The sequence below is a fragment of the Paenibacillus spongiae genome, assembly GCF_024734895.1.
Classification (GTDB): Bacteria; Bacillota; Bacilli; order Paenibacillales; family Paenibacillaceae; genus Paenibacillus_Z; species Paenibacillus_Z spongiae.
Genome location: NZ_CP091430.1, coordinates 1824468 through 1847909, shown reverse-complemented (window position 1 = coordinate 1847909; position 23442 = coordinate 1824468). Strand labels below are relative to the sequence as shown.

General features: G+C 54.4%; 14 protein-coding genes. 2 read left to right on the top strand and 12 right to left on the bottom strand.

All coding sequences use genetic code 11. The annotated features are described in order from the left end of the window. Positions 1–48: 48 nt before the first annotated feature. The 5 genes from L1F29_RS08440 to L1F29_RS08420 form a co-directional block, all read right to left on the bottom strand. Positions 49–1464 carry an ABC transporter substrate-binding protein gene (locus L1F29_RS08440; RefSeq protein ID WP_258387885.1) on the bottom strand — a complete coding sequence of 472 codons (1416 nt, stop codon included), beginning with the start codon at positions 1462–1464 and terminating at the stop codon, positions 49–51. Between the two features lie 424 nt (positions 1465–1888). Beyond that, on the bottom strand, positions 1889–4603 hold the full coding sequence (locus tag L1F29_RS08435) for a DUF4855 domain-containing protein (RefSeq protein WP_258387884.1): 2715 nt from the start codon (positions 4601–4603) through the stop codon (positions 1889–1891). Between the two features lie 277 nt (positions 4604–4880). Then, positions 4881–7925, bottom strand: a complete 3045-nt coding sequence (locus tag L1F29_RS08430; RefSeq protein ID WP_258387883.1) for a glycoside hydrolase family 10-like protein — start codon at positions 7923–7925, stop codon at positions 4881–4883. Between the two features lie 47 nt (positions 7926–7972). Next, complete coding sequence (locus L1F29_RS08425) at positions 7973–9190, bottom strand: alpha amylase family protein (RefSeq protein ID WP_258387882.1); 1218 nt, start codon at positions 9188–9190, stop codon at positions 7973–7975. 241 nt (positions 9191–9431) lie between these two features. Further along, a complete protein-coding gene (locus tag L1F29_RS08420) occupies positions 9432–9944 on the bottom strand; it encodes a Uma2 family endonuclease (protein ID WP_258387881.1) in 513 nt (170 codons plus the stop codon). A 289-nt stretch (positions 9945–10233) separates the two neighbouring features. On the opposite strand from L1F29_RS08420, the gene L1F29_RS08415 reads away from it, so the two are divergent. Next, positions 10234–11679, top strand: a complete 1446-nt coding sequence (locus L1F29_RS08415) for a SpoVR family protein (protein ID WP_258387880.1) — start codon at positions 10234–10236, stop codon at positions 11677–11679. Positions 11680–11822: 143 nt separating this feature from the next. Further along, entirely contained in the window at positions 11823–12173 is a 351-nt protein-coding gene (locus tag L1F29_RS08410; protein ID WP_258387879.1) for a hypothetical protein, read from the top strand. Positions 12174–12256: 83 nt separating this feature from the next. Here L1F29_RS08410 and L1F29_RS34190 read toward each other — a convergent pair whose 3' ends face one another. The 7 genes from L1F29_RS34190 to L1F29_RS08370 form a co-directional block, all read right to left on the bottom strand. Beyond that, the gene (locus tag L1F29_RS34190) at positions 12257–13258 is read right to left on the bottom strand and encodes a protoglobin domain-containing protein (protein WP_309252387.1); all 1002 of its coding nucleotides are present in this window, start codon (positions 13256–13258) and stop codon (positions 12257–12259) included. Between the two features lie 78 nt (positions 13259–13336). Further along, positions 13337–14098: a class I SAM-dependent methyltransferase gene (locus tag L1F29_RS08395; protein ID WP_258387878.1), complete on the bottom strand. Its 762-nt coding sequence runs from the start codon at positions 14096–14098 to the stop codon at positions 13337–13339. Positions 14099–14343: 245 nt separating this feature from the next. Next, positions 14344–14772: a hypothetical protein gene (locus tag L1F29_RS08390; protein ID WP_258387877.1), complete on the bottom strand. Its 429-nt coding sequence runs from the start codon at positions 14770–14772 to the stop codon at positions 14344–14346. A 114-nt stretch (positions 14773–14886) separates the two neighbouring features. Beyond that, positions 14887–16071, bottom strand: coding sequence for a sn-glycerol-1-phosphate dehydrogenase (locus L1F29_RS08385; RefSeq protein WP_258387876.1), 1185 nt, complete (start codon positions 16069–16071; stop codon positions 14887–14889). Then, the gene (locus L1F29_RS08380; RefSeq protein WP_258387875.1) at positions 16068–16871 is read right to left on the bottom strand and encodes an HAD-IIA family hydrolase; all 804 of its coding nucleotides are present in this window, start codon (positions 16869–16871) and stop codon (positions 16068–16070) included. Before L1F29_RS08380 ends, L1F29_RS08385 begins: the two co-directional genes overlap by 4 nt. A 157-nt stretch (positions 16872–17028) precedes the next feature. Beyond that, a complete protein-coding gene (locus L1F29_RS08375) occupies positions 17029–17796 on the bottom strand; it encodes a DeoR/GlpR family DNA-binding transcription regulator (RefSeq protein ID WP_258387874.1) in 768 nt (255 codons plus the stop codon). Between the two features lie 251 nt (positions 17797–18047). After that, complete coding sequence (locus L1F29_RS08370; RefSeq protein ID WP_258387873.1) at positions 18048–23396, bottom strand: S-layer homology domain-containing protein; 5349 nt, start codon at positions 23394–23396, stop codon at positions 18048–18050. Positions 23397–23442 lie beyond the last annotated feature (46 nt).

Sequence of the window (23442 nt, the reverse complement as noted above, 5' to 3'; positions counted from 1 at the left end):
TTCGGTCTAGCACTCTAGCACGCAAACAATCTAGAACCCAGCTATCGATTATTTTTTTGCTTTGTTCAAGATATCGTCCAATGATTTTTGGACCGGCTGCTTGATTTTTTCCATTTCGGATTCCGGCGTACTGCCGTTACGAACAAAGTTCCATATCGCAGGAGACAAATTCCCTCCGATATCGCCTACACCGGCCCAAGGCACGGGATTGACCCAATCGGAAATCGTCAGTGCAGCTTCAACGTCTTCAGCGCCCTGCAGATTGCGCTCGTTGAATTCCTTGCGGATGTTGCGGGTTTCATCCCACAGAATGAGATCATTCCAGATTTGGGCGACGACTTCGGGCTGCTTCACATTGGCAGGCATGAAGTATAACGAGAAATTCTCAAGAGAATTGGCGTATTCGGTCGCCTTCGGCCCTTTCGGGAAGTACACGAATCCGAATTCGTCCGTCATTTCCTTGCGTCCGCCGGCTTCCCACAGCTCGCCGGTGACCATCGCCGCTTTTCCCGTATGGAACGCGGTTTGCGAATCGACCCAATCTTCGAAATTGCCGTTTTTGTTCGGCATCATGACTTTGTGCGTATTAACCAGGTCGTACAGGAAGCGCATCGCTTCAACGGCATTCGGCTCGTCGCCGGTGAATACCCATTTGCCGTCGCGGTTTTCAACCAGCGCTCCATTGTTGGCGTACATAATGATGCGGGCGATGATCGGAGCATGGTTCGCGATGCCCCACTGATCGATATTGCCGTCGCCATCGGTATCCTTGGTCGCTTTCTTTAAGATTTCCAGGAAGGTATCCCAGTTCCATTTGTCCTCTTTGACCAGCTGATGCGGATCAGGCAAGCCTTCGCGTTTGAACAACGTTTTGTTGTAATAAATGCCCGAGCCGGCATTGACCGAATCGGTGAATCCGTACATTTTGCCGTTCCATGCGCCGAAGTTCTGAATCCCTTTCGGCCATTTCGGATCGTTGAAATCGAATAGATCGTCGACCTCGCGCAGCAAGCCTTGGTTGATCAATGGAATCGCGAAATACTTGTCGATGGCAACGATGTCGGCGACCGGCTCGCCGGCCAGCCCCGACGCGATCAATTTCTCGTTGACTTGCCCGTAAGCGAGCGGTTCGTACACGATTTTCACGTTATACTTCTTCTCGACTTCCTTCTGTCTCTCCATCCGCATATCCCCGAACTTCGTGCCTTCGACCGGACCGCCCAGACCGCGCTGCTCGGCGTCGTCGAGCAGAATGCGAATTTCACGTCCGCCCAGATCGATCTTCGGCTCCTCCGGTTCTTTCGGTTCGGGCGTGTCCTCAGGAGCAGCTGCATCGTTCTTAGGCGTTTCTGCATTCTTCTCCGCCCCTGGATCATTATTAGGTTTATCAGACCCCGAGCATGCCGTAACAAAAATGAACGCAAATACGAGCATTACAGATGCAAACGTTTTCAATTTGCGCATTAAAAATAACCTCCCTAGTTTGTTGTCGTATGTGGAAGACCGACATAAAAGCATAAACCGTACCGTTTACATCACGCGAAGGGTGCATCACCTCCTTATCAGCTTAGTTTGATTGGTTTTTTTCTTTATCGCGTTAATAAATAAAGAAAATCTCCTTTTTATAAAGCCGCACAGATGCATGAACAAGATAATCGCTTGCTTTATCTATTATAAAGAGTGTTCTTCCGGGATGATGGAACTATTGTTCAAAAAAGTTGCACTATCATCCATTGTTTCCCATATGGAACAACAAAGAAACTCAAGCCATACATGCAGCCTGAGTTTCACTTTGGTTTCATTTATCTTGATTCGCATTCATTCACACCATTAATTCCATTCTTTTGAAAACCTCGTGTCCCGCTCACTTCTGGATCTGCCGCTTTCTTCACTCCACCTGTTCGGACCAATATTGAATAAAGGCATTCGCATCGGCAATTAATGCCGCTTTCGCACGGCCGGTCATCTCGTCCTTCTTGGACGGGTTGTTAACCGTCTTGATAAAGTCCAAGACCGCTTTGACCGTTTGTTTGGTCTTCCCCTTCGCCCAATGCTTCCCGGCTCTCTTCAGATCCCGCTGGAGCTTCTCCTTGAACGATGCGTTCATATCGCCGGATGCGAAATAACGATCCACATTCTGCATGAGGTCTGCGATCCGCGGTGCAGGGTTTCCGACCTGTATGATTTTCTCCAGCGACCGGGATTTGCCGTTGTATGTCATCGTCACCTTAATGACCGCTCTGCCCTCTTTGACCCCTTTAATTGTGAGGCTGTTTCCCTCTGCGCGTACCCGCTGCGCCGCATCCCCGGTTATTTCCCATACGTAGGAGGCTTCTTGCGCCTGAACCATGTATCCGTTATCGAAGGAGCTCGCCAGTCGGACGGTCTTTTCCGCGGACAGATCGACTTTGAAATTTCCCCCGTTAAGTTCATTCACGGTCCATGGCGATACTTCCATCACGGTGGACGACGCTTCCACATTCCCGACGAAAGCGCGAATGACCGCTTTGCCCGGCTCACCGGCCTTGAACGCACCGTCATCCAACAGCTCCATTACATGAGGGTCCGAGCTCGTAAATCGAACGTCCGCCGCTTCTACCGGGCTGCCTGTGCTATTGTTGACGATGACCGGGCTCCATACCTTGCCGGGATCCAGCGAAGGGATTCCATTCGGCCATTGAATCGTGTAATCCGGTACCGGCTCCAGCCCCTCATATTTTAACAATTTCATATCGTCGACATAGAATGTGGCGTCCTCCGTTTGCTTGTTTCGCATCAGCGCAACGCGAATCATATTCCCGGTGTTCGCCCCGCTCTGTTTCAGCTCATCAATCGGCTGCTTGACGACGGTCCATTGATGAGGCGCCAGCTCGATATCCTTCACGACCGTCTTCGCCCAGCTGTATTCGTACATATATACGAACCGCAGCTCCTGCGGCTGGTCGGAAGGATTGTAGACGGCCGTCGATACGAAATCGTACGAACTCCAGTCTTTAAGCGCGTATGCCGGGTAATGCTCCACGTCCGCAAAGCCCGTATAGTCGGAATCGATATAGAGCCCTACCCAGCTGTCCGGATACGCTTTAAAATCGACCTTCAACGATTGGCTGCCTTCGGTCACAACAATAGGATCTTTCGTCATGGAACGCTGCACATAATAGCCGTTATTTGTGCCATAGATCATGCCGCCTTCGAAATCCGCCAATTGGAATGACTCCTTCAGCGTTCCTTCATCCGGATTCTGCAGCACAATATCGCGATAGACCGGATATCCCTGGGGAATATCCACTGCAATCTGCCGGGTGCTGTAGCCGCTTTTGCCCACCGTGTATGTATGCTGTACGGCGAACAGATCCGGAATGACAAACCGCCCGTTCACATCCGTTACCGCGATTGCGCCGTTATCGTCCTTCAGCGCGGCGCCCGCGATCGGAGCTCCTTGACCGTCGAGGACCCGGCCTTCGAAGCTTCCCTTGGGAGCTTGGAACGTTCCTTTTGCAAATTTATAAATATCTTCGTACAGCTGTCTTCCGAATGAACTCTTATGATGGTAAAAATCATGAATCGCATACACGTCCTGATAATAAGCCAGGATGGAATTGTTCATGTAACCCTTCTTGACGCCTGCAATAAGGTAATTGTACAGCGCTTGACGGTACCACGGGTTGACGAGCACGGTCTGGTCGAATTCGATTTCGACGCCGGCCCCGCTCACCTCCGCAAGCTCCGCCGTCTCCTCCACCCGCTTAACGGTCGAGTTCCGGTCGAAGTAATGATTCGGTTGAATGAGCGAGAAATCAAACCCCAGGCGGCTGCCGTTCGCCTTCTCCCCTGCGCCCGACCACGGAATCCATCCCAGCCGCATATTCATTCCGTTCAAGTAGGCGGATGCGTACTGAACGCTCTCCTGCTCGCCCGGCACGGTAGTGTCCAGATCCTCTTGAAGCCAATAAAAACCGCTTAATGACAGATGCTTGTACTGCTTCTGCTCAAATCTTGCCGACATCGCATCGATATACCACTTGATCAGCTCTTTGCGCGTATCCAGGCTTTGCAAATCCTTCACCGTGCCGTCGCCGTTGAAATCGCCGAAATCGCGGCTCTGCGGATCGGGGAACGGCAGCGTCAGATAGACATTTACTTTCTTGCCGGAATCGTTAAGATCGGCGCTGACCTGCTCCACCGCCTGCTCCAGGCCGTCCAGCTGCAGATCCTCCTCGAATACGCGGTCCATCGCCCACTGCCAGTCCGCAAGCGTCCCCGGCTTGCTGCCCGCCACCCAATCGTAATAACGCGCCAAGCTGCCCTTATGAGGCGAGCCTGTCGTCAGCATTAAGAACGTATCGAAGAAATAATCCTCCGATTTTCCTTCGGCATTCAAGTAGCCGACATATGGCAGAAATTGATCCTTATCGAAATCTCCAATCCGAACGCCGTCGTAATTGGCCGGGTTGTAGTAGCCGGTATAAATCAAGGCGATGTTCGAGGCATAGTTCGACCTCTCATGCTGCTTGGGAAAATAAGCTGCAGACGCAGCAGAAGGCCATAATGACAGGACGAGCATGACGGCCAATAGAAAACCCGCACTTTTCCATACCCTCATAACGTTCAATCACTCCTATGGATTCAATTCCCCACCATTATACGAACATACGACGCGATGTTGTTATAACGATTGAGCATAAAAGTTGAACAATCATACAAAAAGAAAAAACCGGCATCAGGAAGGTAGCCTTTGCTCCCACGGATGCCAGTTTTGCCTCCTATACCTATGATTCTAAGAAACCGGGAACAAAAGTGATCCGAAGAACATTCTGCCTGCGGCGGGCTATGTTCGAAGCATTGGTTTGAATTGGTTTGACTTATGCAGAACCTGGCTATTACTTTAATTTCGAATTGAAAATGTCGAGTATGTTCCGGGCGTATGCGATATCGGCATACATCCGCCGCTTCACCTCCGGCTGGACCTCGATTGACTGCTGAATGCTGTTCTCCAGCTTATCCAGCCGTTTGCCGGCCTGCTTCGCCGAGCCCCGGCTAAATTTGCGGTCATCCTTCGTCTTGTCGGCGGCATCTTCGATTTCTTCCTTCAGCTTCTTCGCCGTGTTCCGGTCCATGCCCCCCAGAGGCAAATATACATCGTCGATCTTCCGTTTCATTTCCTTCAGGATGGTGACGAACGGCTTCGATGTCACGTAATCGGGCATGATCGCCTCCGTACGATACAAGCCCAGCTTCAGCTCGCGGTCATAGCCGTTATTGAACAGCGACTCGAACTCGAACAGCGCGGTGCCCGATACGCCGGTCTCATTCACTTTGTCGATTTGCTCGGCGAGCACCGATTTGGTCAGATTAATGAAGGTGCCGACGCCGGAGCTGACGAACGCCCTTCCGTCAGCCAGCTGCAGTGAATGTTGCGCATCGATGACGATCAGCGACGGGTCCGGCACATAAGACATGTGGAACAAGTGGTCGATGTAGCCTTTGTCCAGCCATGCCTTCGTATCCTGCAGCACCTTCTGCGGCGCCTCCTCATAATTCGGCCATACCGCGGCCGTCAGCTTCATGCCCGGGCGGATCGGCATCACTTCCTCCACGATGCGGCCGACAAAGGAATCGATTATGCCGCTGCGGAATTTGGTCCAGGTTTCCCACAACGGATCGCCCGGATTAATACCGATCGGATCGACGCCGTATTGATTTTGGAACAGGCTCCGCGTATAGGTGTCATACGAGAAGTCGTTCGTATAGTCGCCGGAATCGGGATAACGGGCAAAGTCGAGGTGGATGCCGTCCACATCGTATTTACGCACCAGTTCCTTGTAGATGTTGAGGACGAATTCCTGCGCTTCCGGCAGCGCCGGGTTGATGAAATAAAATTTTTCGCCATTGATATCGTCATAGAGGTCGCCCTGCTTGCTGACCATCGTCCAATCGGGATGATTGACGTATACCGGGCTGACATGATTTTGACCGACATAGAAATTTTCCACCCAGGCATGGATCTCGATCCCGAGCTTCTTTCCTTCCGCGACGTAAGCTTGAAGGACATCAAAGCCTTGATGAATCGGGTTTAAGGCCGTATCGGGACTGGCGATCGGGAACGCCGTATGTCCGTCCCACCACGTTTCCAAATAAATCGAATTGATGTTGGCGGCTTTGATTTTCTGCATATGCTCGCGCACCTGTTCGATATTCGTTTCTTTCGGACGGAGCCACAGCCCCCGCGTTTCGACCTTGCGCGATTCGAAATTCATGAAATTGGCGTCGGTCACGTCGCGGTCCAGCGTATTCAGCAGCTCGATCAAGCCGTCGTAGGAACCGGATGCCAGCTTGCTCCTTACTTGAACGAGCGCTTCCCTGACATTGGCCAGCTTCTGCTCGATTTGCGCGTACGGCACGTCAAGGAAGCGGCTGCGGGAATCCGACAGCCCTTGCTCCGCCTGAGCAATCGCGATTTCGGCTTTGTCGGCGTACGATTCCGGCGTATAAATAAACACGACCTGCTTGCTCGCCTGATTAAGCGTCACGGTGGATCCGATCCAGACGTTATTCGACAGCCAAGCAGCCGTCGTCCCGACGCCTGATACGACGAAACCGCCCTCCGGAATAACATTGTCATTGCCGCCGTTGCTGATGACCTTGCCGTTGGCATTGACGACGACTTCATTGCCCCACGGGTTTGTACCTGTCCGCTCGCCATAGCTGCCGTCATAGATGATCAGCTGATCGGGTCCGCGCAGGCCCGGGTATGGCGTATTGGTCGGATCGTGCCAGCCGCCGGGATTATCCTCCCGCGTACGCGGATTGAGCGCATCGTAGCCGATTTTCCCCGCCCGGTACGCCAAGGTGTCGAGCACGAGCTCCACGCTGTCGCCCACCGCTACTTTTCCGTTCAGCTCGTTATAGTATGGACTGGCCGACTGGATGGACAATACGTACCCGTTCGCGGGAATCGGCGAGTTGTTGTCGATAAAGTTGCCCGAAGCGTCGGCTGCAATCGCAACCACCCTCGTCACGACGTTATCCGCGACGGTAATCTCCATTCCCCAAGCATTCGCCCGGGTCGAGGAGCCGTAGGATGGCTGATACAGGACCACCTCGGCCAATCCGCGTCCTCCGTTGATTTTGTCGATGCCGACGGCAGTGCCCTTGACCTTGGCATAGGAAGCCGGCAGAATCGGAATATCGAGATTAAACGACTGCACCGATTGCCCGACATTCAGGCCGGCCAAGGCTTCCACAGCCGTACCGCTCGCAGAAACGACGTAACCCGTTGTTGGAATGTACGTTCCTGCCTGACCGTTCGTATTGACGACTACGACGACGCCCCCGGAGATGATGAATTCCACCGTATCGGCTCCGAATGGCTTCGTAAAGCTGCCATAGCGGGTCGTATAGACCGCGGTTTGATTCGTTTGGCGTTCCGCATCCATCGCATCGACGGCAACCTCGGTGCCGTCCTCCAATCGGAGCAATTGACCCGTAACCGGCATCGGCAGCTCGTAACCGCTGATGGTTACCGTATCGCCGGCCTGCAGGTTGCTCAGCACCCATTGGCCGCTGTCGTTATTGGCAAAGAGGACAAATCCGTTGCGCGGAATGTTGACGGCGCCTTCCTTGTCTTTAATGGCCGTCACGACATAGCTGCCGTCGACGTAATCGGCGACTGCCGCCGTGGACCATTCATTCGAATCGGTTATCGGACTGCTGTTATCCCGCGTGTACAAGATCACTTCGTTGACCGCTTGGATCGGCCGGTTGACGGCCGTTATGGTTAGCGTGCTTCCGCCCGGCGCTGTTGCTGTGATGAGATTCGAGGAAGCCGCATCCGGCGGCGGATCGGTCTGCTCTCCGTATACATAGGTAATCGTTCCTGAGAGTAAGAGCATGAAGCACATAATGAAAGAAAATGATCTCTTCATAATATTGACCTCCATCTCAAATATTCAGGTGCTTCGACTTGATTGCATCACTTCAGCAAAGCAGGCAGCAGCCCCCACCACTGATAATATTCCAGGTAGCATACATCGAACAGCATGACGCCATGCGACCGCTCGCGGCACATTGCAACCGCTTTCGCAAACTGGTCGGGATTGTTCTCGTAATCTTGCAAATACAGGCTCGCGATAAAAGGAATTTGACCGTTCACCGCGGCGGCGCTCATTTCGATCCCGCCCTCTACGCTGTACCAGAACGCAGGCCGGCCGTTATTCGCCGCTTCTTCCTTATAAACCTCCGGATAATAACAGCCGGTCATCAGGAAATCCAGTTCATCCGCATAACCCGATTCATGATATGTAGGCGACGCCCAGTCCAAGCCGGCTTCATACGTTGCACTGGCCCAGTTGACCCCTTCTTCGTAATACAGCGGGTACCAGGAGCCGACATAGATGCAGAACAGCGCGTCAGGGCGCAGCGTTTTGAACGCCGCCTTGGCTTCCTGGACGAATTGCTTGATATTCATGGCCCGCCATTTGGTCCATTCCGGAAACAGAGCGCCATGGTGAATGCGTTCCTTGCCCTCCCCGCTGCCTCTCGTAAAGATATCCTCCGGCCATCGCTCCACCTCGGCGCCGATGTGAGCTTCGAACCGTTCCCGGCTCAAGTCGCCGAAATCTCCGTACACATTCGGATATCTGCAGCGGTCCAGCACGATGCCGTCGACCGGATAGTTGCCGGCGATTTCATGAATGATGGCAAGTTGATGGGCGCGTACCTCCGGATGAAGCGGATTGACGAAGATGCTGTCCTCGTGTCCGTCTTCGGCTTTGATGAATGCCTGAGCTTCTCCTTCGGCTGCGGGCTGATAGTAAGTCACCTGCCAATCCTTGCGGTCGTATGCCAGTCCGTCCCGGCTGCGGATCGTCCCTTCCGCGAATACGTCGATATTGGCGACGACCGTGAGCCCCGCCTCATGGGCCTTGCCGGTCAGCTCCCTTAGAAAATCGCGCCCGGCCCAGGCGCTGAATCGCCCTCCCGACCACTCGCTCACATGCGGCGCAGCCGTCGAGCTGGCGAACGTGACGTGCCCGTACGGAATCTTCGCATCGACAATCAGATGCGTAATATGCGCCGCCTTCGCCTGATTGACCAGCTTTAGCTGCTCTTGCGGATCCGCCAGCCGATTTCCGTTTGCCAGAAAATCGACCCATAACACATTAGAACCCTTCTCGATCCTTGCGCTCAATCTTCATTCCACCTCACTTATGATGATTAGTAGTGCCTGACTACATCGTAAGATGGGGGAATCTGGCAGTCAATAGATTTTCGGAAAATGTTTTTGTTTTGTTCGGGGGAAAAGAAGGAAAATTTCTTGATGTATAAATAGGCTGCAAAGACGAGAATTCTCACTTTGCGGTCAGATCGCAGAGAATGGAAAAACCGACTCCACTAGGAATCGGTTTCGGCTCTATTTTATGAAGGTAAGGTTACATGTTGAATAGTTTATCCAGGGGAATGGTTAGATCAGCAAATATAGCGGATTGAATCGCATCTTGTTCCGCATATAATTCCCTGACGGAGTAGCTTCCATCCTGCAGCGCAAACAGATGAATCGTTCGGTTGCCGGGGTCCACAATCCAATATTCCTTCACCCCATATTTCTGATACAGGTTGAACTTCTCATTGAAATCCTTGAGTGCGGTAGCTGGCGACAGCACCTCAATGATCAATGATGGGGCGCCATGACATCCCTTCTTGGATATTTGTTCTTTGGAACAAACGACCGAGAGGTCAGGCTGCGTCACATGTTCGGGGGAGTCATAATCATCATTTTCGCTGAACAATACATCGAATGGGGCCACGAACACATAGCAGCTGCGATTTTGAAAGAAAGTCCTTAAGGAAAAATGAAGCTCGCCTACAATAAATTGATGCAGCGGGTTCGGAGCTGGCGACATATCTTGATAGGTGTGGATTTTCTTCTCATCCGGATTAGACATGATGTTCGACCTCCTTCGCGTACTGCGTCAATTGTTTCTTCTAATTGTAACATGTTGGAGACCTTAACTAAAGCTAAGTAATAGGTAACGAATATCAATTACCTTCAATATGGAAAATCCATCACTAACCCGCATCCCGCTCCCGCGTATATTGGCCTACCTTTTCCCATACGTATAGATATGAACGACGAAATCGACCTATATTGAATGAACGAAATTGCGTTCTGCCTGCGCGGCGGCTTGTGTTCCAATCATTCGTTCAATCTATATAGCAAGGGGGAAACAAAGCGTGCACCAAGATGAAATCAAGGCGCTGGAGAGGGCCATCGATGAGATTACCGAGGTTGCGGTAGGATTCGGTCTCGATTTCTACCCGATGCGTTATGAAATCTGTCCGGCGGACATTATCTACACCTTCGGCGCTTATGGCATGCCGACCCGCTTTAGTCATTGGAGCTTCGGTAAGACGTTCAATCGGATGAAGATGCAATATGATTTTGGCCTTAGCAAAATTTATGAGCTCGTCATCAACTCCAATCCGTGCTACGCGTTCCTGCTCGACGGCAACTCGCTCATTCAGAATAAGCTGATCGTCGCCCACGTGCTTGCGCATTGCGATTTCTTCAAGAACAATGCCCGGTTCGGCGGATCGAACCGCAATATGGTCGAGAGCATGGCCGCCACGGCGGAGCGGATCAGCCAATACGAGATGGATCACGGGAATAAGGAAGTCGAGAAATTCATCGATGCCATTCTCGCCATTCAAGAGCATGTCGATCCGACGATCATCAAGCCGTACCAGCTGGACAAATCTCGCTATATCGAGCTGCTGACCAAGGAGCAGAGCCGCTCGTCGCAGGACCCTTTCAAAACCGGCTATGAGGATGTATGGGAGCTGGAATCCGATCCCGAGGCCGAAGAGGCTGCGCGCATGAAGGCGAACGAACCCAAACGGTTTCCGCCGAAGCCGGAGAAGGATCTCATCTGGTTTATCGAGGAGTATTCGCCCAATTTAACCGACTGGCAGCGGGATATTCTGTCTATGCTGCGCGACGAGATGCTTTATTTCTGGCCGCAAATCGAGACGAAAATCATGAACGAAGGCTGGGCCTCCTACTGGCATCAGCGCATCATCCGCGAGCTCGACCTGACGAGCGAGGAAACGATCGAATTCGCCAAGCTGAACTCGGCTGTCGTGCAGCCGTCGCGCCACAGCTTGAACCCTTACTATCTCGGTCTCAAAATATTCGAGGACATCGAGCAGCGCTGGGATAAGCCGACGAAGGAAGAGCAGGAACGGCTCGGCCGCAAGCCGGGAATGGGGCGGGATAAAATCTTCGAGGTGCGCGAATTGGATTCCGATATCTCCTTCCTGCGCAATTACTTGACCAAGGATCTGGTCAGGGATTTGGACCTGTACATCTTCGAGAAGAAGGGGGCCGAATGGAAAATTACCGATAAGGGCTGGGAAAACATTCGCGAGCAGCTCGTCTATTCCCGGGTTAATGGCGGATTCCCCAGCATTGTCGTAACGGACGGCGATCACAACCGGGTCGGCGAGCTTTATTTGGTTCATCAGTACGAGGGCGTGGAGCTGGATTTGAAATACGTGGAACGCACGCTGCCCTATGTCGTGCAGCTCTGGGGCAAGTCCGTGCATCTGGAAACCTTCGTCGAGGATAAGCGGATCGTCTTCAGCTGCGACGGGAAGAAAACAAGCCGCAAGTTTATTTGAACCGTCTCGGACCAACATGCAGAACATGGCCATCTTCAATCCCGTTTACAAGCGGCGAACCTTCCGCTGTTTCAGTTTCCGGCAGGGAGGTTATGTAAATGTAAACAGGGAGGCTTCTCCCGGAACGAAGAGGTGAACAGACAATGAAGATTGTGCTTATTGTCGTTGGTATCGCGGTGCTCTTGTTCCTTGTTGCCATGTTATTCCGAACGAGCCGGTGGAAAACGATTCTGTCTGCGCCGCCAGGAGAAAAGTCGGATGAACTGCAGGATAAGCATGCTTATTTGCATAATAAAGGCGTTCGCTGCCGGGTCCGCGCCGAGGAAAACCAGCCTGCATCCGGTATAGCCGGAGGCGCCAGTTATGGAGCAACAGGCTCCAGGAGCAGCGCTAGCTTGAGGCTTCAAGTACATCAGGACGATATCCGCAAAGCCTCCGATGCCTTGGAAGAATTCGACCGCCAACGCTACACCAGCCAAACGCCAATTGTATAGGTAAAATGCATAAAGATCGCCTGCCGGCCATCAGGTCCGGTTCAGGCGATCTTTGTGTGCCAGGATGCTCCTTATTTAATTGTCTAGTCGTTGAGCTGTTTCAAATCGTTCGTCACTTTCTCGATGGTCGTTACGAAGGCAGCCAGCTCTTCCGATCTTGCCGCTTGCTCGCGCGCTTGTATGGAAAACTCTTCGGATTCCTTGCGGACGACCGAAACCTTCTGCTCGATCTCCTCCAGCCGGTCCTGAATGGAAGCCATCGCCTCGCGCGAAGACGCGGCCAGCTTCCGCACTTCATTCGCGACGACTTCGAAGCCGCGGCCGTGTTCCCCTGCCCTTGCCGCTTCAATTGCCGCATTGAGTCCGAGCAAATGGGTCTGATCCGCAACGTTCCGAATGAGCGTCCCGACCTCTCCAATGTTCTCCACATCGGTCATGAGCTCACCGAGCATCCGGTTGGAATGATCCTGCGATTCCGCGGTCAAGACAGCCGAATCCGCCATCGTCTTGGCGCTTCCCTCCAGATCCACGATCATGCCCGCCAGCTCCTGCACCGCCTGCGTAACCGAACTCAGCATGTTCTGCCTGGAATCCGCCAAATGCTGCACATGCTCTTGCTCCAGCTTCTGATAGGCTTCAAGAACAAGCTGGGAATCGTAATTAAACATCTTGGATAAGGAATGAATGATTTGCTGCCAGCGGTCGGGCATCAACCGCTTAAAGATCTGCGTCGCCAAATCCAAATAGATGGCGTATGAGCCCAGATACCAATCGGTATTCAAGCCGATCTTGGAATGAACGATACCGACCCGTACGCGATTAGCGATAAAATCATCATCGATTTCTCCCGCCGTGAGGGACATCCAATAGACGCGCATCGTTTTCTTCAGCCTGTCGATCGTGCTGTATTTATTAATGATCGCACATAGTTCAGATTCCTTCCCGATCCGATCATAGAACCGGTCCACAACCTCACCTGCGACCTGGTCGAATATTTCACGGTTACTGCTTAAGAGCGATAGATCTTCTTCCGTGATCCCAATAAAATCAAGCTGTCGTTGTCTTTCCGCCGAAACCTGAATCATGCTGTTTTTCCCCCTAGGTCGATATCAAAGGTGACAAACCTTGTATTCTTATATCATCGACGGTTAGAGGTGAAAAATTTACCTTTTCGTGGCGGTTATCCGAATCCGTTCATAATCCAATACCCATTCTCCATTCCGATAGAGCTTGGTTTGCTTCAATCTGCGCTCCGTTTCACCGATTACTTCTCGGCGCTTGGCTTCATTCAGGGGCATCAGCAGACCGTTAGCAAACGTCTCCAGCCAGATCCGCAGCCCTTGTTCGCCCCCCGTTAACGGGGTCGGTCTCTCCATCCGTACCGCCATGCGCACCGATAGCCCGTGACGTTCCAGAAGCGGAGTATATTCGCCAATGGATGGAAAGTACCAGGGGAACTTCAGCAGCTCCAACACACCTGCTCGATCGAAGGATTCTTGAAGCGCCCGCCTGACCTCCTGAATATTGCCCGCAGCGCCAAACTCAGCCGCAAACCGGCCGCCCGCACGAAGCGACCCGGCGATACTCGCAGCCGTCGATTCCGCATCGGTCATCCAATGCAAAGCCGCATTGCTCATAACCGCGTCCACCGGCGTGTCGGGCCGATACCGTTGACCATCCGCTACAAGGAACGTGATATCAGGATATTTGTGCTGCGCTTGTGCAATCATCGATTCGGATGCGTCAATTCCCGTTGCAATGGCTCCCTTCTTGGACAGCTGGGCAGCCAAGTCGCCTGTGCCGCAGCCCCAGTCTATGATCCGTTCGCCTGGCTGCACCGCAATTAAATCCAGAATATCCTCTCCATACTTGGATACAAAGCTCATCGCCTGGTCATACATTCCCGCTTCCCATCGTTGTTCCATCCACTCATCCTCCTTCGATAGCCGTTTCTGCTATCGTTATAACATGAAATTTGATATAGATGGAAATATATAAAGTAAATATAATTTATAGATATTACCTATAAAAATTGTTGGGTCTAGCACGTCCTTCACCAGTTCCTCGAACACCACAAAGGCCGCATCTGGTTGACCGCCGTCATGCAACGCCACACCGCGCGCCATGAGGTGCGCGCGGTGCACTTGCTTGACTCTACTACGATTCATCGCTAAGCCGTAAGAGACAGACCGCTGCCTGTATAGCTAACCGCTTGTCCAACAACCGGTTGAGCTGCGGCATAATAATCCTGCTTCGAGCTGTCGGATTCCCGAATCAGATGGCGCAGCTTATAGCTGTTCGCCGCTGACACGGTTGCGTACAAGCCTCCCCCGCCGGCCGCTTCTTCATCATAATGCAGCTTTCTCTCCACCGGATCGAATGCAACTGCCCGATCTATGTTCGCGATCATATTGCGATCCACTTGCTCGAACCCGTGAGCTCCCAACGCCCGCAGCAGCTGCGCGGCCGTATTCGGCAGCCGGTAGCTTCCCTCTCCGGTTACGAACAATGGGCCTTGTTTCGTCATCGTGATCAGCAGCACGTCTTGAACATGAAGCACAGACGGAAATCCGTTCTTATCCAATACGATCATTTGCATCGAAACCCTCCCCATTAATAGGAACGTGTGTTCTCATTTTATCATATTCATCTGCACATTAAAAGCTGCCTCAGCGAACATGCTGAGGCAGCTTTTCAAAGTATTGCTATGCGTCTATTGTGCAGCCGACTGCATGGATTCATTATAGACTCTTAGCAGCGTATAACGATTCGGCCGGATACGGTGCGCCTCCCGCAAGCTGCGCGCAAGAAGCTCATCGTCGATTCCGAGCGTCTCCGGCATATCGGGTCCTCCGACCTTGCGCAGCAGACTTCGTATGGCATGCTCATCCGGAAGCCGATGGATCTCATCCGCAATCCTCGACTTCTCTGGCCCTGTAACGAATGGGAGCTGCTCTGCCGCAAGGCGGTGATACAGCTTGGATATTTCCGCGCAGGCTGCGCCGACCTTAGCTCCGTGCAGAAGCTGTCTGCGGCCGAGCTTCAAATATTCCATTTCCCAATAATGCGATAGATGGTGCTCCGCTCCCGACGCGGAATGCGATTGGCCGAATAACAGCATCGCAAAGCCGGACTCCAGCAAGGCGCTCATCAAAATTTGGATTCCCGCGTTGCTGCGGGCTGCGATTTCATCGACGTTGTCTACGCAGCGCTGAAGCGCATTCCGGGTCAGCTTCGCAACAAAGGGAGAGTAAGGCTCTCCTCCGGCCAGATGGCCGAATGTCCAGTCGAACAGGGACGTATATTTGCCAAGCATATCGCCAAAACCAGCCGCCACGAGCCCGGACGGCGCTACGGTCAGAATATCCAGATCGGCGAAGATCGCATCCGGCCCAATGGACGGAATGGTTATCTTCTCGCCCCGGACAATAATCGGCGCGCCCTTGGAATTAAATCCGTCGACGGAAGGCGCTGTTGGCACCGATACGAACGGGATGCCGGTCGTATAAGCTGCGAATCTGGCAATATCATGAAGGGTGCCGGAGCCGGCCGCGATAACAACCTCCGATCCACGCTGCCTAATATCAAGCAAAAGCTGGACAATGGACACCTCATCGGCAATGACATCCCCTTGCGAATTCGGCTTAATCATCGTCGAACGCACATCGATTCCCGCGTCTGTTATCGAAGCCGCTATAGAGCCGCCTGCAATCTCATACGTAATGCTGTCTGAGACGACCGATACATGCCGGTAACCCTTTGCTGTAAGATACGGCGCCACCTCCCGTATTGCCCCGGAATCGATGCGTACAGGCCCCATGTCCAGCACGGCGAGATCAAGCCCGGATTCCGCGGCTGCAGCTGCTTGTTTCTTTATGGAAGATAAAATATCTGTCACGCGATTTCCTCATTCCGATTTAGAATCGATTTCAAATCACCGATGGACTCCCATACGCAATCCGGCTTAACCTCCGACGCATCCAGTTCATTACGCGTAACCGAACCGCTAAGCACAAGTGCAGTGCTTATTCCGGACCGTTTCCCAAGCCGAATATCAGACATTAAGCTGTCGCCGATGATCATACAGCGCTCCGGCGGCAGCCCCAGTACGTTCAATGCCTCTTCGGACATATAAGCCGACGGCTTGCCGATTACGACCTCCACTTCCTGGCCGGTCGAAGCGACGATGGCGCCGATCATACCCGCCACGTCGATCGAATCCCCCTCGTCTCCGGGAAAGGTCTTGTCATCGTTGGTTGCGATAATCCTCGCCCCGTTCCGAACCGCTTTGAACGCCTGATTCAGCTCTCTATAAGTAAGCGTCTCGTGCAGCGTGATGACAACCCAGTCCGCCTCTTCCGGCTTCTCTGCCAGCTGAACGCCGCCTGATGCCAGTTCCTCCCGCAGTCCCGGGTCGCCGAGCGCCCATGCCTTGCTGCCTGGATTGTGCTGCATCAAATAGCGTGCCGTCACCGTGGACGATAAGATAATTTCTTCTTCGGGCACATGTATTCCCATCGCCGCCAATTTATCATGACACATCGTTCTCGATATATTGCCGCGGTTGCTTAAGAATACCATTCTCTTGCCGATCGAGCGCAGGTAATCAATCGTCTCTCCGGCTCCCTCAATCGCTGTTGCTCCCTTATATACCGTTCCATCCAAATCAATAATAAAGCCGTCGATCGTGTTCAACATCGTTATCTGCTCCTTGCTGCTCTGTTCCTTATTCTATCTTATATTTTCCTCCCGTTTTTCTTTATTTGTCAACCTTTGTTTATCTTTACCGACGTTTGCATTCGTTTGCAAACGAACGTTTATTTATTGTTAAATAACGACCGTTTTATTCAAGCGACTACTTGCCGGCAATGATAATATCGATACCGGTTAGCTGACGAAGAAACTCCCCGTCGGCCTTGGCATCGGTAATCAAGGTATGAATCCCCTTCGCCTGCACCGAAGTGGCGATCGATCTGCGCCCAAGCTTCGTGTGGTCTACAAGCGCCACCGTCTTGCTTGCATTCGCGGCCATCAGCTTCTTTAATTCGGCCTCGTACAAGCTGAAGTCCGTCATTCCTTCGTTCAAGCTGAACCCCTCGGACGAAGTGAAGAAGATGTCCGCATGAATATCCTCCAGCATCGATTTGCCCAGTACGCCTTCAACCGTTCTAGAGCCGGAACGCAGAATGCCTCCGATCAGAATGACATTGATTCGCGGGTTCTGGTTAAGAATCATGGCTGCTTCCAGCCCATTCGTAACAACCGTCAGGAAATCGCAATCGATCAGCGATTTGGCCAGCTGCAGCACTGTCGAGCTTGCATCCAATATGATACACTGCCCCTTGGTGACGAGCTCTGAAGCTTTCTTCCCGATGACCGCCTTCTCTTCGGCGTTCAGCTCGCCGCGGGAAGGATAGCCGTCGACCTGGAACGACGCCCTTGATTTTACAGGCACTGCGCCTCCATGCGTCCGCTCAAGCAGCCCTTCATCCTCCAGGATCTTCAGATCCGTCCGGAGCGTCCCCTCCGACACCTGAAGCTCGCGCGCCAGCTCCTTGACGACAATTTGCTTATGCTGCTGAAGCAGCTGTACAATTCTCTCCCTACGGTTTGCAGCAAACACCGAACCGACCTCCTCTTTTTATCTCTCTATTATATAGAAACAAACAACAATAAACATCAATAAAACGCAATATACAATAGCCCCATCTAACTGGTCTAGGGGAAATGCCGTTTTATATACGCTCGAGCAAGTGTACATGACCGCCGTCTGCCGGAACATAAAGAAGATCGCCAACCACCTGGCAAGCTGGCCTGGTAGGGCGATCTTCTTCTTTTCAAATACGCGATAATTCACGTTGCGGCGCGCCTGCCCTAGCTTGCCGGCCGTTCCTCCAATCTCTCCAGCAGATTCAGGACGGCTTGTGCCGATTCGGCGCGTGTCGCCGTCGACTGCGGCGCGAAGCGATTGGCTCCTTGCCCTTTCATGAGCGCAAGCGAATGCGCCTTGCTCACGTCCGCCCGAGCCCAGGCCGCGATCACAGCCCCGTCCACATAGGGCGTTTCGTCATCTGCCGGGGCATCCACCGCGCGGCCGAGACCGAGTTCGTACGCCCGAACCAGCAGGACGGCCATTTGCTCGCGGGTGATGCGTTCGCCGGGACGGAACGCGCCTTCGCTGTCGCCTTTGACCAGTCCGGCCTCGTAGGCCGCCGCCGCATTCGCCGCATACCAGGCGCCGCTCTCGATATCCGCGAACGGAAGCTCTGACTGCTTGCCGCTTGCTTCGAGTCCCAGCGCCCGGACCAACAGCGCGACGAATTCCGCCCTAGTTACCGTACCCGCAGGTTGAAACCCGTTCGCGCCAACGCCGCTTGCGATATGCTTCGCCGCCAGCGTCCTTATCGCATCGTACGCCCAGTGCCCGGCCGGCACGTCGCCAAACCGTTTGTCGTACTCGATCGCCGCGTAGAGGCCGAGATGCTTCAATTTCACGGATATGCGATGCGCTTTGGCATCCGTCCGACCGCCGACATACTCCCATGTCTTGCCCGTTTCATCGTAACGATAAACGCCGAGCAGCTTCCCTTCGACGGCTTCTGGGTCGAACGGCAGCGTGACGGTTGCCCCGCCTTCCGTTGCCATGACTTCATAGGTTTTGCCGTCCGGCGTCACCGCGCGTATCGATATATCGTACGCCTGCCCGGCGAGGCGGATATTTGCGGATTCGCCCTGACGCTTCGGTGCGAGGAGCGAGTCCTTCGCAACTCGGGCCATATGAACGACGATCGTCGTCCCTTTCTTATCGCCCGCCTGGGCCAGCAATTTACGCAACAGCTCTCCGCCGATGCGCAGCGAGGCGCCGTCGCCCGCCTGAACGTCCAGCGGCCGGCCGCCGAGCTGTTCTGCGAAAATCGAGACTTCGTCCGCATCATCCGCGATTTTTACCGATAGCACCTCGCCACCGCCACCGTTATTCCAGTCATCCGGCTCGTCGCCGTCGTCCACGGATGGAACGGACGGATACCAGCCGCCCCCGGGATTACCCGGGTTGCCGGGATTTCCGGAGTCCTCCGGCTTGCCCGTCAGCAACATGTCCGACCACTTCGCCTGATCGTCGCCGTCGCCGGACCACATGAGCTGTCCCCATACCCCGTTGCCGGCGTTGCGGGTAGCCGCGACGGTCATGCCGACCTTAGTACCGTTCTTCGGCGCGAACGGCATGATTTGCAGCGCACTCCACGGAATGGCCAACTCCACCGTATACGTATGCGCCGCCATTTCCACGTTCGAATTGATCTTCGCACTGTCGAGCGCGTACTCCTCTTTGCCGCCGTCCGCTCCCTGCCGCATGAAGACATGAGGCTTGTCGTCCGGTCCGCTCGGCGTGAAGAAGATGGCATAATCCCCGTCCAGATAAGCGGAGCCGCTCTTGCCGCGATCCATATCCAGGAACAGCATCGATGCCGTAGAGGCATACATCGTAGCCCCAGTCTCAGTAAAGGCGAACGCGCTGTCTTCTCTTTGCTCCAGCACGTACAGATTGGCATCGTCCCATTTCAGCCGGTAAGTTGCTTTCACGTTGCCGGCCTCGCCCCATACTTTGCCGAATCGCAGCAGATCCGGATCGCTCGAGCTTACCGTGATCGTCCGGGCGCCGCTCCATTCGCTCTCGTCGGCCCTCCCGTCGATAGCGATCGGCGAAGCCGCCCATGTTGCCGGATATTCCGGCTTGATGAAATTGATTTTGACCGGCAGCTCGTAGTCGGTGAAGTCTCCGCCGGCCGACAGCCGGATCGACTGCTGCGGCAGCGCGGACTGAATACCGGATTTCGCCGTTACGGCCACTTCGATCAGCCGCGTCTGATGCGGCTGCAGCTCGATGCCGTCGTTCGGGAAGGCCACCTCCAGCTCGCCCTCGCCCTTCGCCTGCAGCGTCAGCTTCTTCAGCATGCCGCCCCAGCCGCCTGACGGCTGGCTGTTGGCGATTTTGACATAGACGTAGCCCCCGTCGTTCGTGTATTCGCCGAGCTCATAGCTGCGCTCGCCCAGATTGTTCTCGCCTTCCGCCGCCGCCATTTCGCTGTCGACGATCGTCCAGTCGTCCCCATCGCGCGACAGGGATACCTGATAGCGATTCGCCAGCGTCAGCTTCGCGACCGGGGCTTGCATGTCCGCTGGTACCGGCAGCTTGTAAACGAAATAATTTGCCAGATCGGCGTACCGGCCGCCGTTACCCGCCAATTGGGAACCTTCGTTCTCGAACAGATAGTCTGCTTCGGCCGCTGAGCCCGCTGTGAACGACAACGCATTGTACGTGCTCCTGCCGATGCTCATGTCCACCGTCTTCACTTCCGACAAACGGTTCGTAACGGCCAGCTTGAGCATCCTCGTCTGTCCCGGCACCAGATCCAGTGTCTCATTGGTTCGAACGCCGAACGGAGCGATCCGCTGCTCGAAGCCGAGATTGAATCCGTACAGAACGGGGCCGTTCCCTCTCGTCTTGTCGGCATTTTCCATCTTGATATAGACGAAGTCGTCCGCGCCTTTATAGGCTGACAGATCGATCGTCTTGATGGCCCGGTTGCTTCCGTCCGTAATGACGCCCCCGCTCGAATCCGCCGTGTAGAGCGGCGTCCAGGCCGCCTCGTCCGGCGATACGCTCAGCACGTAATTATTCGCCACGTCGAGTGAGATCCGCGCATTGGCGTATCGGTTCAGATCGAACTTGTAGACGATTTCCGCCGTGGTGTCGGCAAACCGGAAAGCGTCGATGGCGCCGCCGGTGTTCCTCCATAAATAAGCCGCATCCAGATTCTCATTGTTCGTCTTCACGTTCAATTCGGCAAAATCGACCGCCGGCGAATCGGCGACGGGCGTTTCCGACCACTGCACGCGTATGGTGACGCCCTGCTTCCGGTGATCGTGGCGGACGAGCAGCGTGTTGGAACGGTTCTCCCATTCCCAGGATACCGTTACCGGCGCGCCGCCGCTGTCCGTTCCTTCTATCGCTTGCGGATAGAGGCCTTGCGGCGCGCCGATTCGGGCTGCCGCTCGGGAATTCGGGGTACCCGCCAGCGTGTAGAGCGTTTCCGCCGCCGATTCGCTCACGCCGGTCAAATTGCCGCTCGCGAACAGAATCGCGGGCTTGTCTCCGGACGTCCGGCCGGTAACGTCGTACAGTAGCGCGCTCGATTGCGCCATCATTTCCGTCTCGCCGGTTACGACCGGCAGCCGGTCGTCGAACAGATCGATATAGCTGCTGCTTTGCAGCTCAATTCGCGCCGGCTCCTCCAAGGTCTGAATCGCCGTATACGGACCGCGGATCGACTTCATGACGTTCGCCTCCGCATAGGTCGCGCCCGTCTGCTCCACGGCGTATTTCGCAATATCGCGAAGAACTTGCGCCGCCATTGCGCTGGATGCGAAGTAGCCGGGCGCCACGCCGGCGACGATCGCTTTGCCGCTGCCAATCGGCTGTTCGTAGACGACCGCCTTGCCGTCGGCCGTCGTATAGAGCGGTACGGCCGGGCTAGCCAAGGTCCCCGCTGTGACGGCGAATTTGGCCGGGACGTCGATCGTTCCGCGACCGCCGAAGACGCCGTTTCCGGCACCTGCCGCACGCAGCGTGACCGTCCCGCTTCCCGTCGTCGTCGCTTCGCCGCTCACGGCAAGGCCGAGCTTGTTCCACAAATCCCGCTTCGGTGACGACAGATCCGCTTCCGACCACCATTCGGACAAGTCGTCGCTGCTCCCCGCTCCTCCCGTATAGACGAGCACGCCGCCTTGGCTAACCCAGTCGCGAAGCGCTTCGTTGACTTTGACGCCGATTCCGCCGCCGCCGTTGCCGTCGACCGCTTTCCAGACGTCGTAGCTGACGAACAGCACATTCATATCGGCGAGCGCGTTCGGCTTCGTCAAATTTTCCGCGGGGATGACCTGAATCGGCACGCCTTTCGCCACGAGAGGGACCGTCGTGCCGTAGAAAGCGTTAATGTCCCCGGACGTCGCCATCTGCGAAATCGTGTCTGAATACAGAACGCCGATGCCAGGCGTGCCCGCTTCCACTGTCGCCGGCTTGTCATACATGTCCTGCAGCGCGCGGTAGACGTTCGTCTGAACCGTCTTGTACGGTCCCGGTGCTTGCGCGAATCCCCGCTCCGACCATGGCACGACCTCGAACTGCTTGAACTGGGGCTGCATCAGCTGAGCCGCGATGGTCGTTTTGTAAAATGCTTCGTACTCCGGCCAACTGTACGTTCCCGAATCCGCCTTGGGATCCGCGAGCGCGTACAGCTGCTTGCCATCGTTGCCCAGCTTCAAATTGGCGAACGAGGAGTAATCGATGTAGGCGGATTCAAAAACCCGCCGTTGGCTTGTGCCGGCGTACGGTACGGGCACCAGCGCCGTGTCGCTCCACACTTGGGCGATATACCCGTCGATCGTCGGGATATTGTAATAATCGTAATTGGATGTCGTGATGCCGTACATCAGGTAGCTGAGTGCCGTATGAGAGGCGATCAGCACCTCGACGTCGGGATAGTTGCTCTTGATTTTCTCCGAAATATCTTTGAAGGCCCGGTAGCTCAAATAGACTTTCAGCTTCTGCGACATGTAGCCCGCATCCTTGGACGATACGGGATCGATCCAATCCGAGCCGTAGAAGGACTTCCACTCGCGTTTGAAGGCGTCGGAATAGCCCGACTTGAGGAATACGTCGGGCTCCTCGAAGACGATCCGCTTCGCGCCGGCTTCGATGGTGCGACGGGACAATTCGTACACGTACTTGTTCCAGTTTTCCGTCGGCACCATGTAAGGCACGTTCACGTCCGTCGGATGGGTGAACCGATTGCCGTCACGATCGACTTGGATTTCGTCGTAGTGCGTCTTCCCGTCGAAATTGCCCCGTACGTAATCGTTCATGTCCCGATTGACGGCCAGCATGGCGTCAACTTGATAGCCTCTGTTCGTCCATGAGGCGATATGCGATTCGATGGAAGCCGGATTGCCGATGTAGGCCATGACGGAATCAGCCAACACATGCGCGTTTTCGTAAGCGCCGCCGGCCCCCGTCTGGAACGTGGTGCGGACCGGAGCGGCTTCGGCTGCCGCCACGCCCGATCCGGCCGGATTAGGTTCCGCGGGCGGTTCAGCCCCCGCATAGACCGGCATGGATAAAGCCATCAACAAAATAAGCGGGTATAAGATCAGCTTTCGGTTCACGTTATACTCCTCCTTGTACTATGACTGCCGGATGCCAAGCATTTTA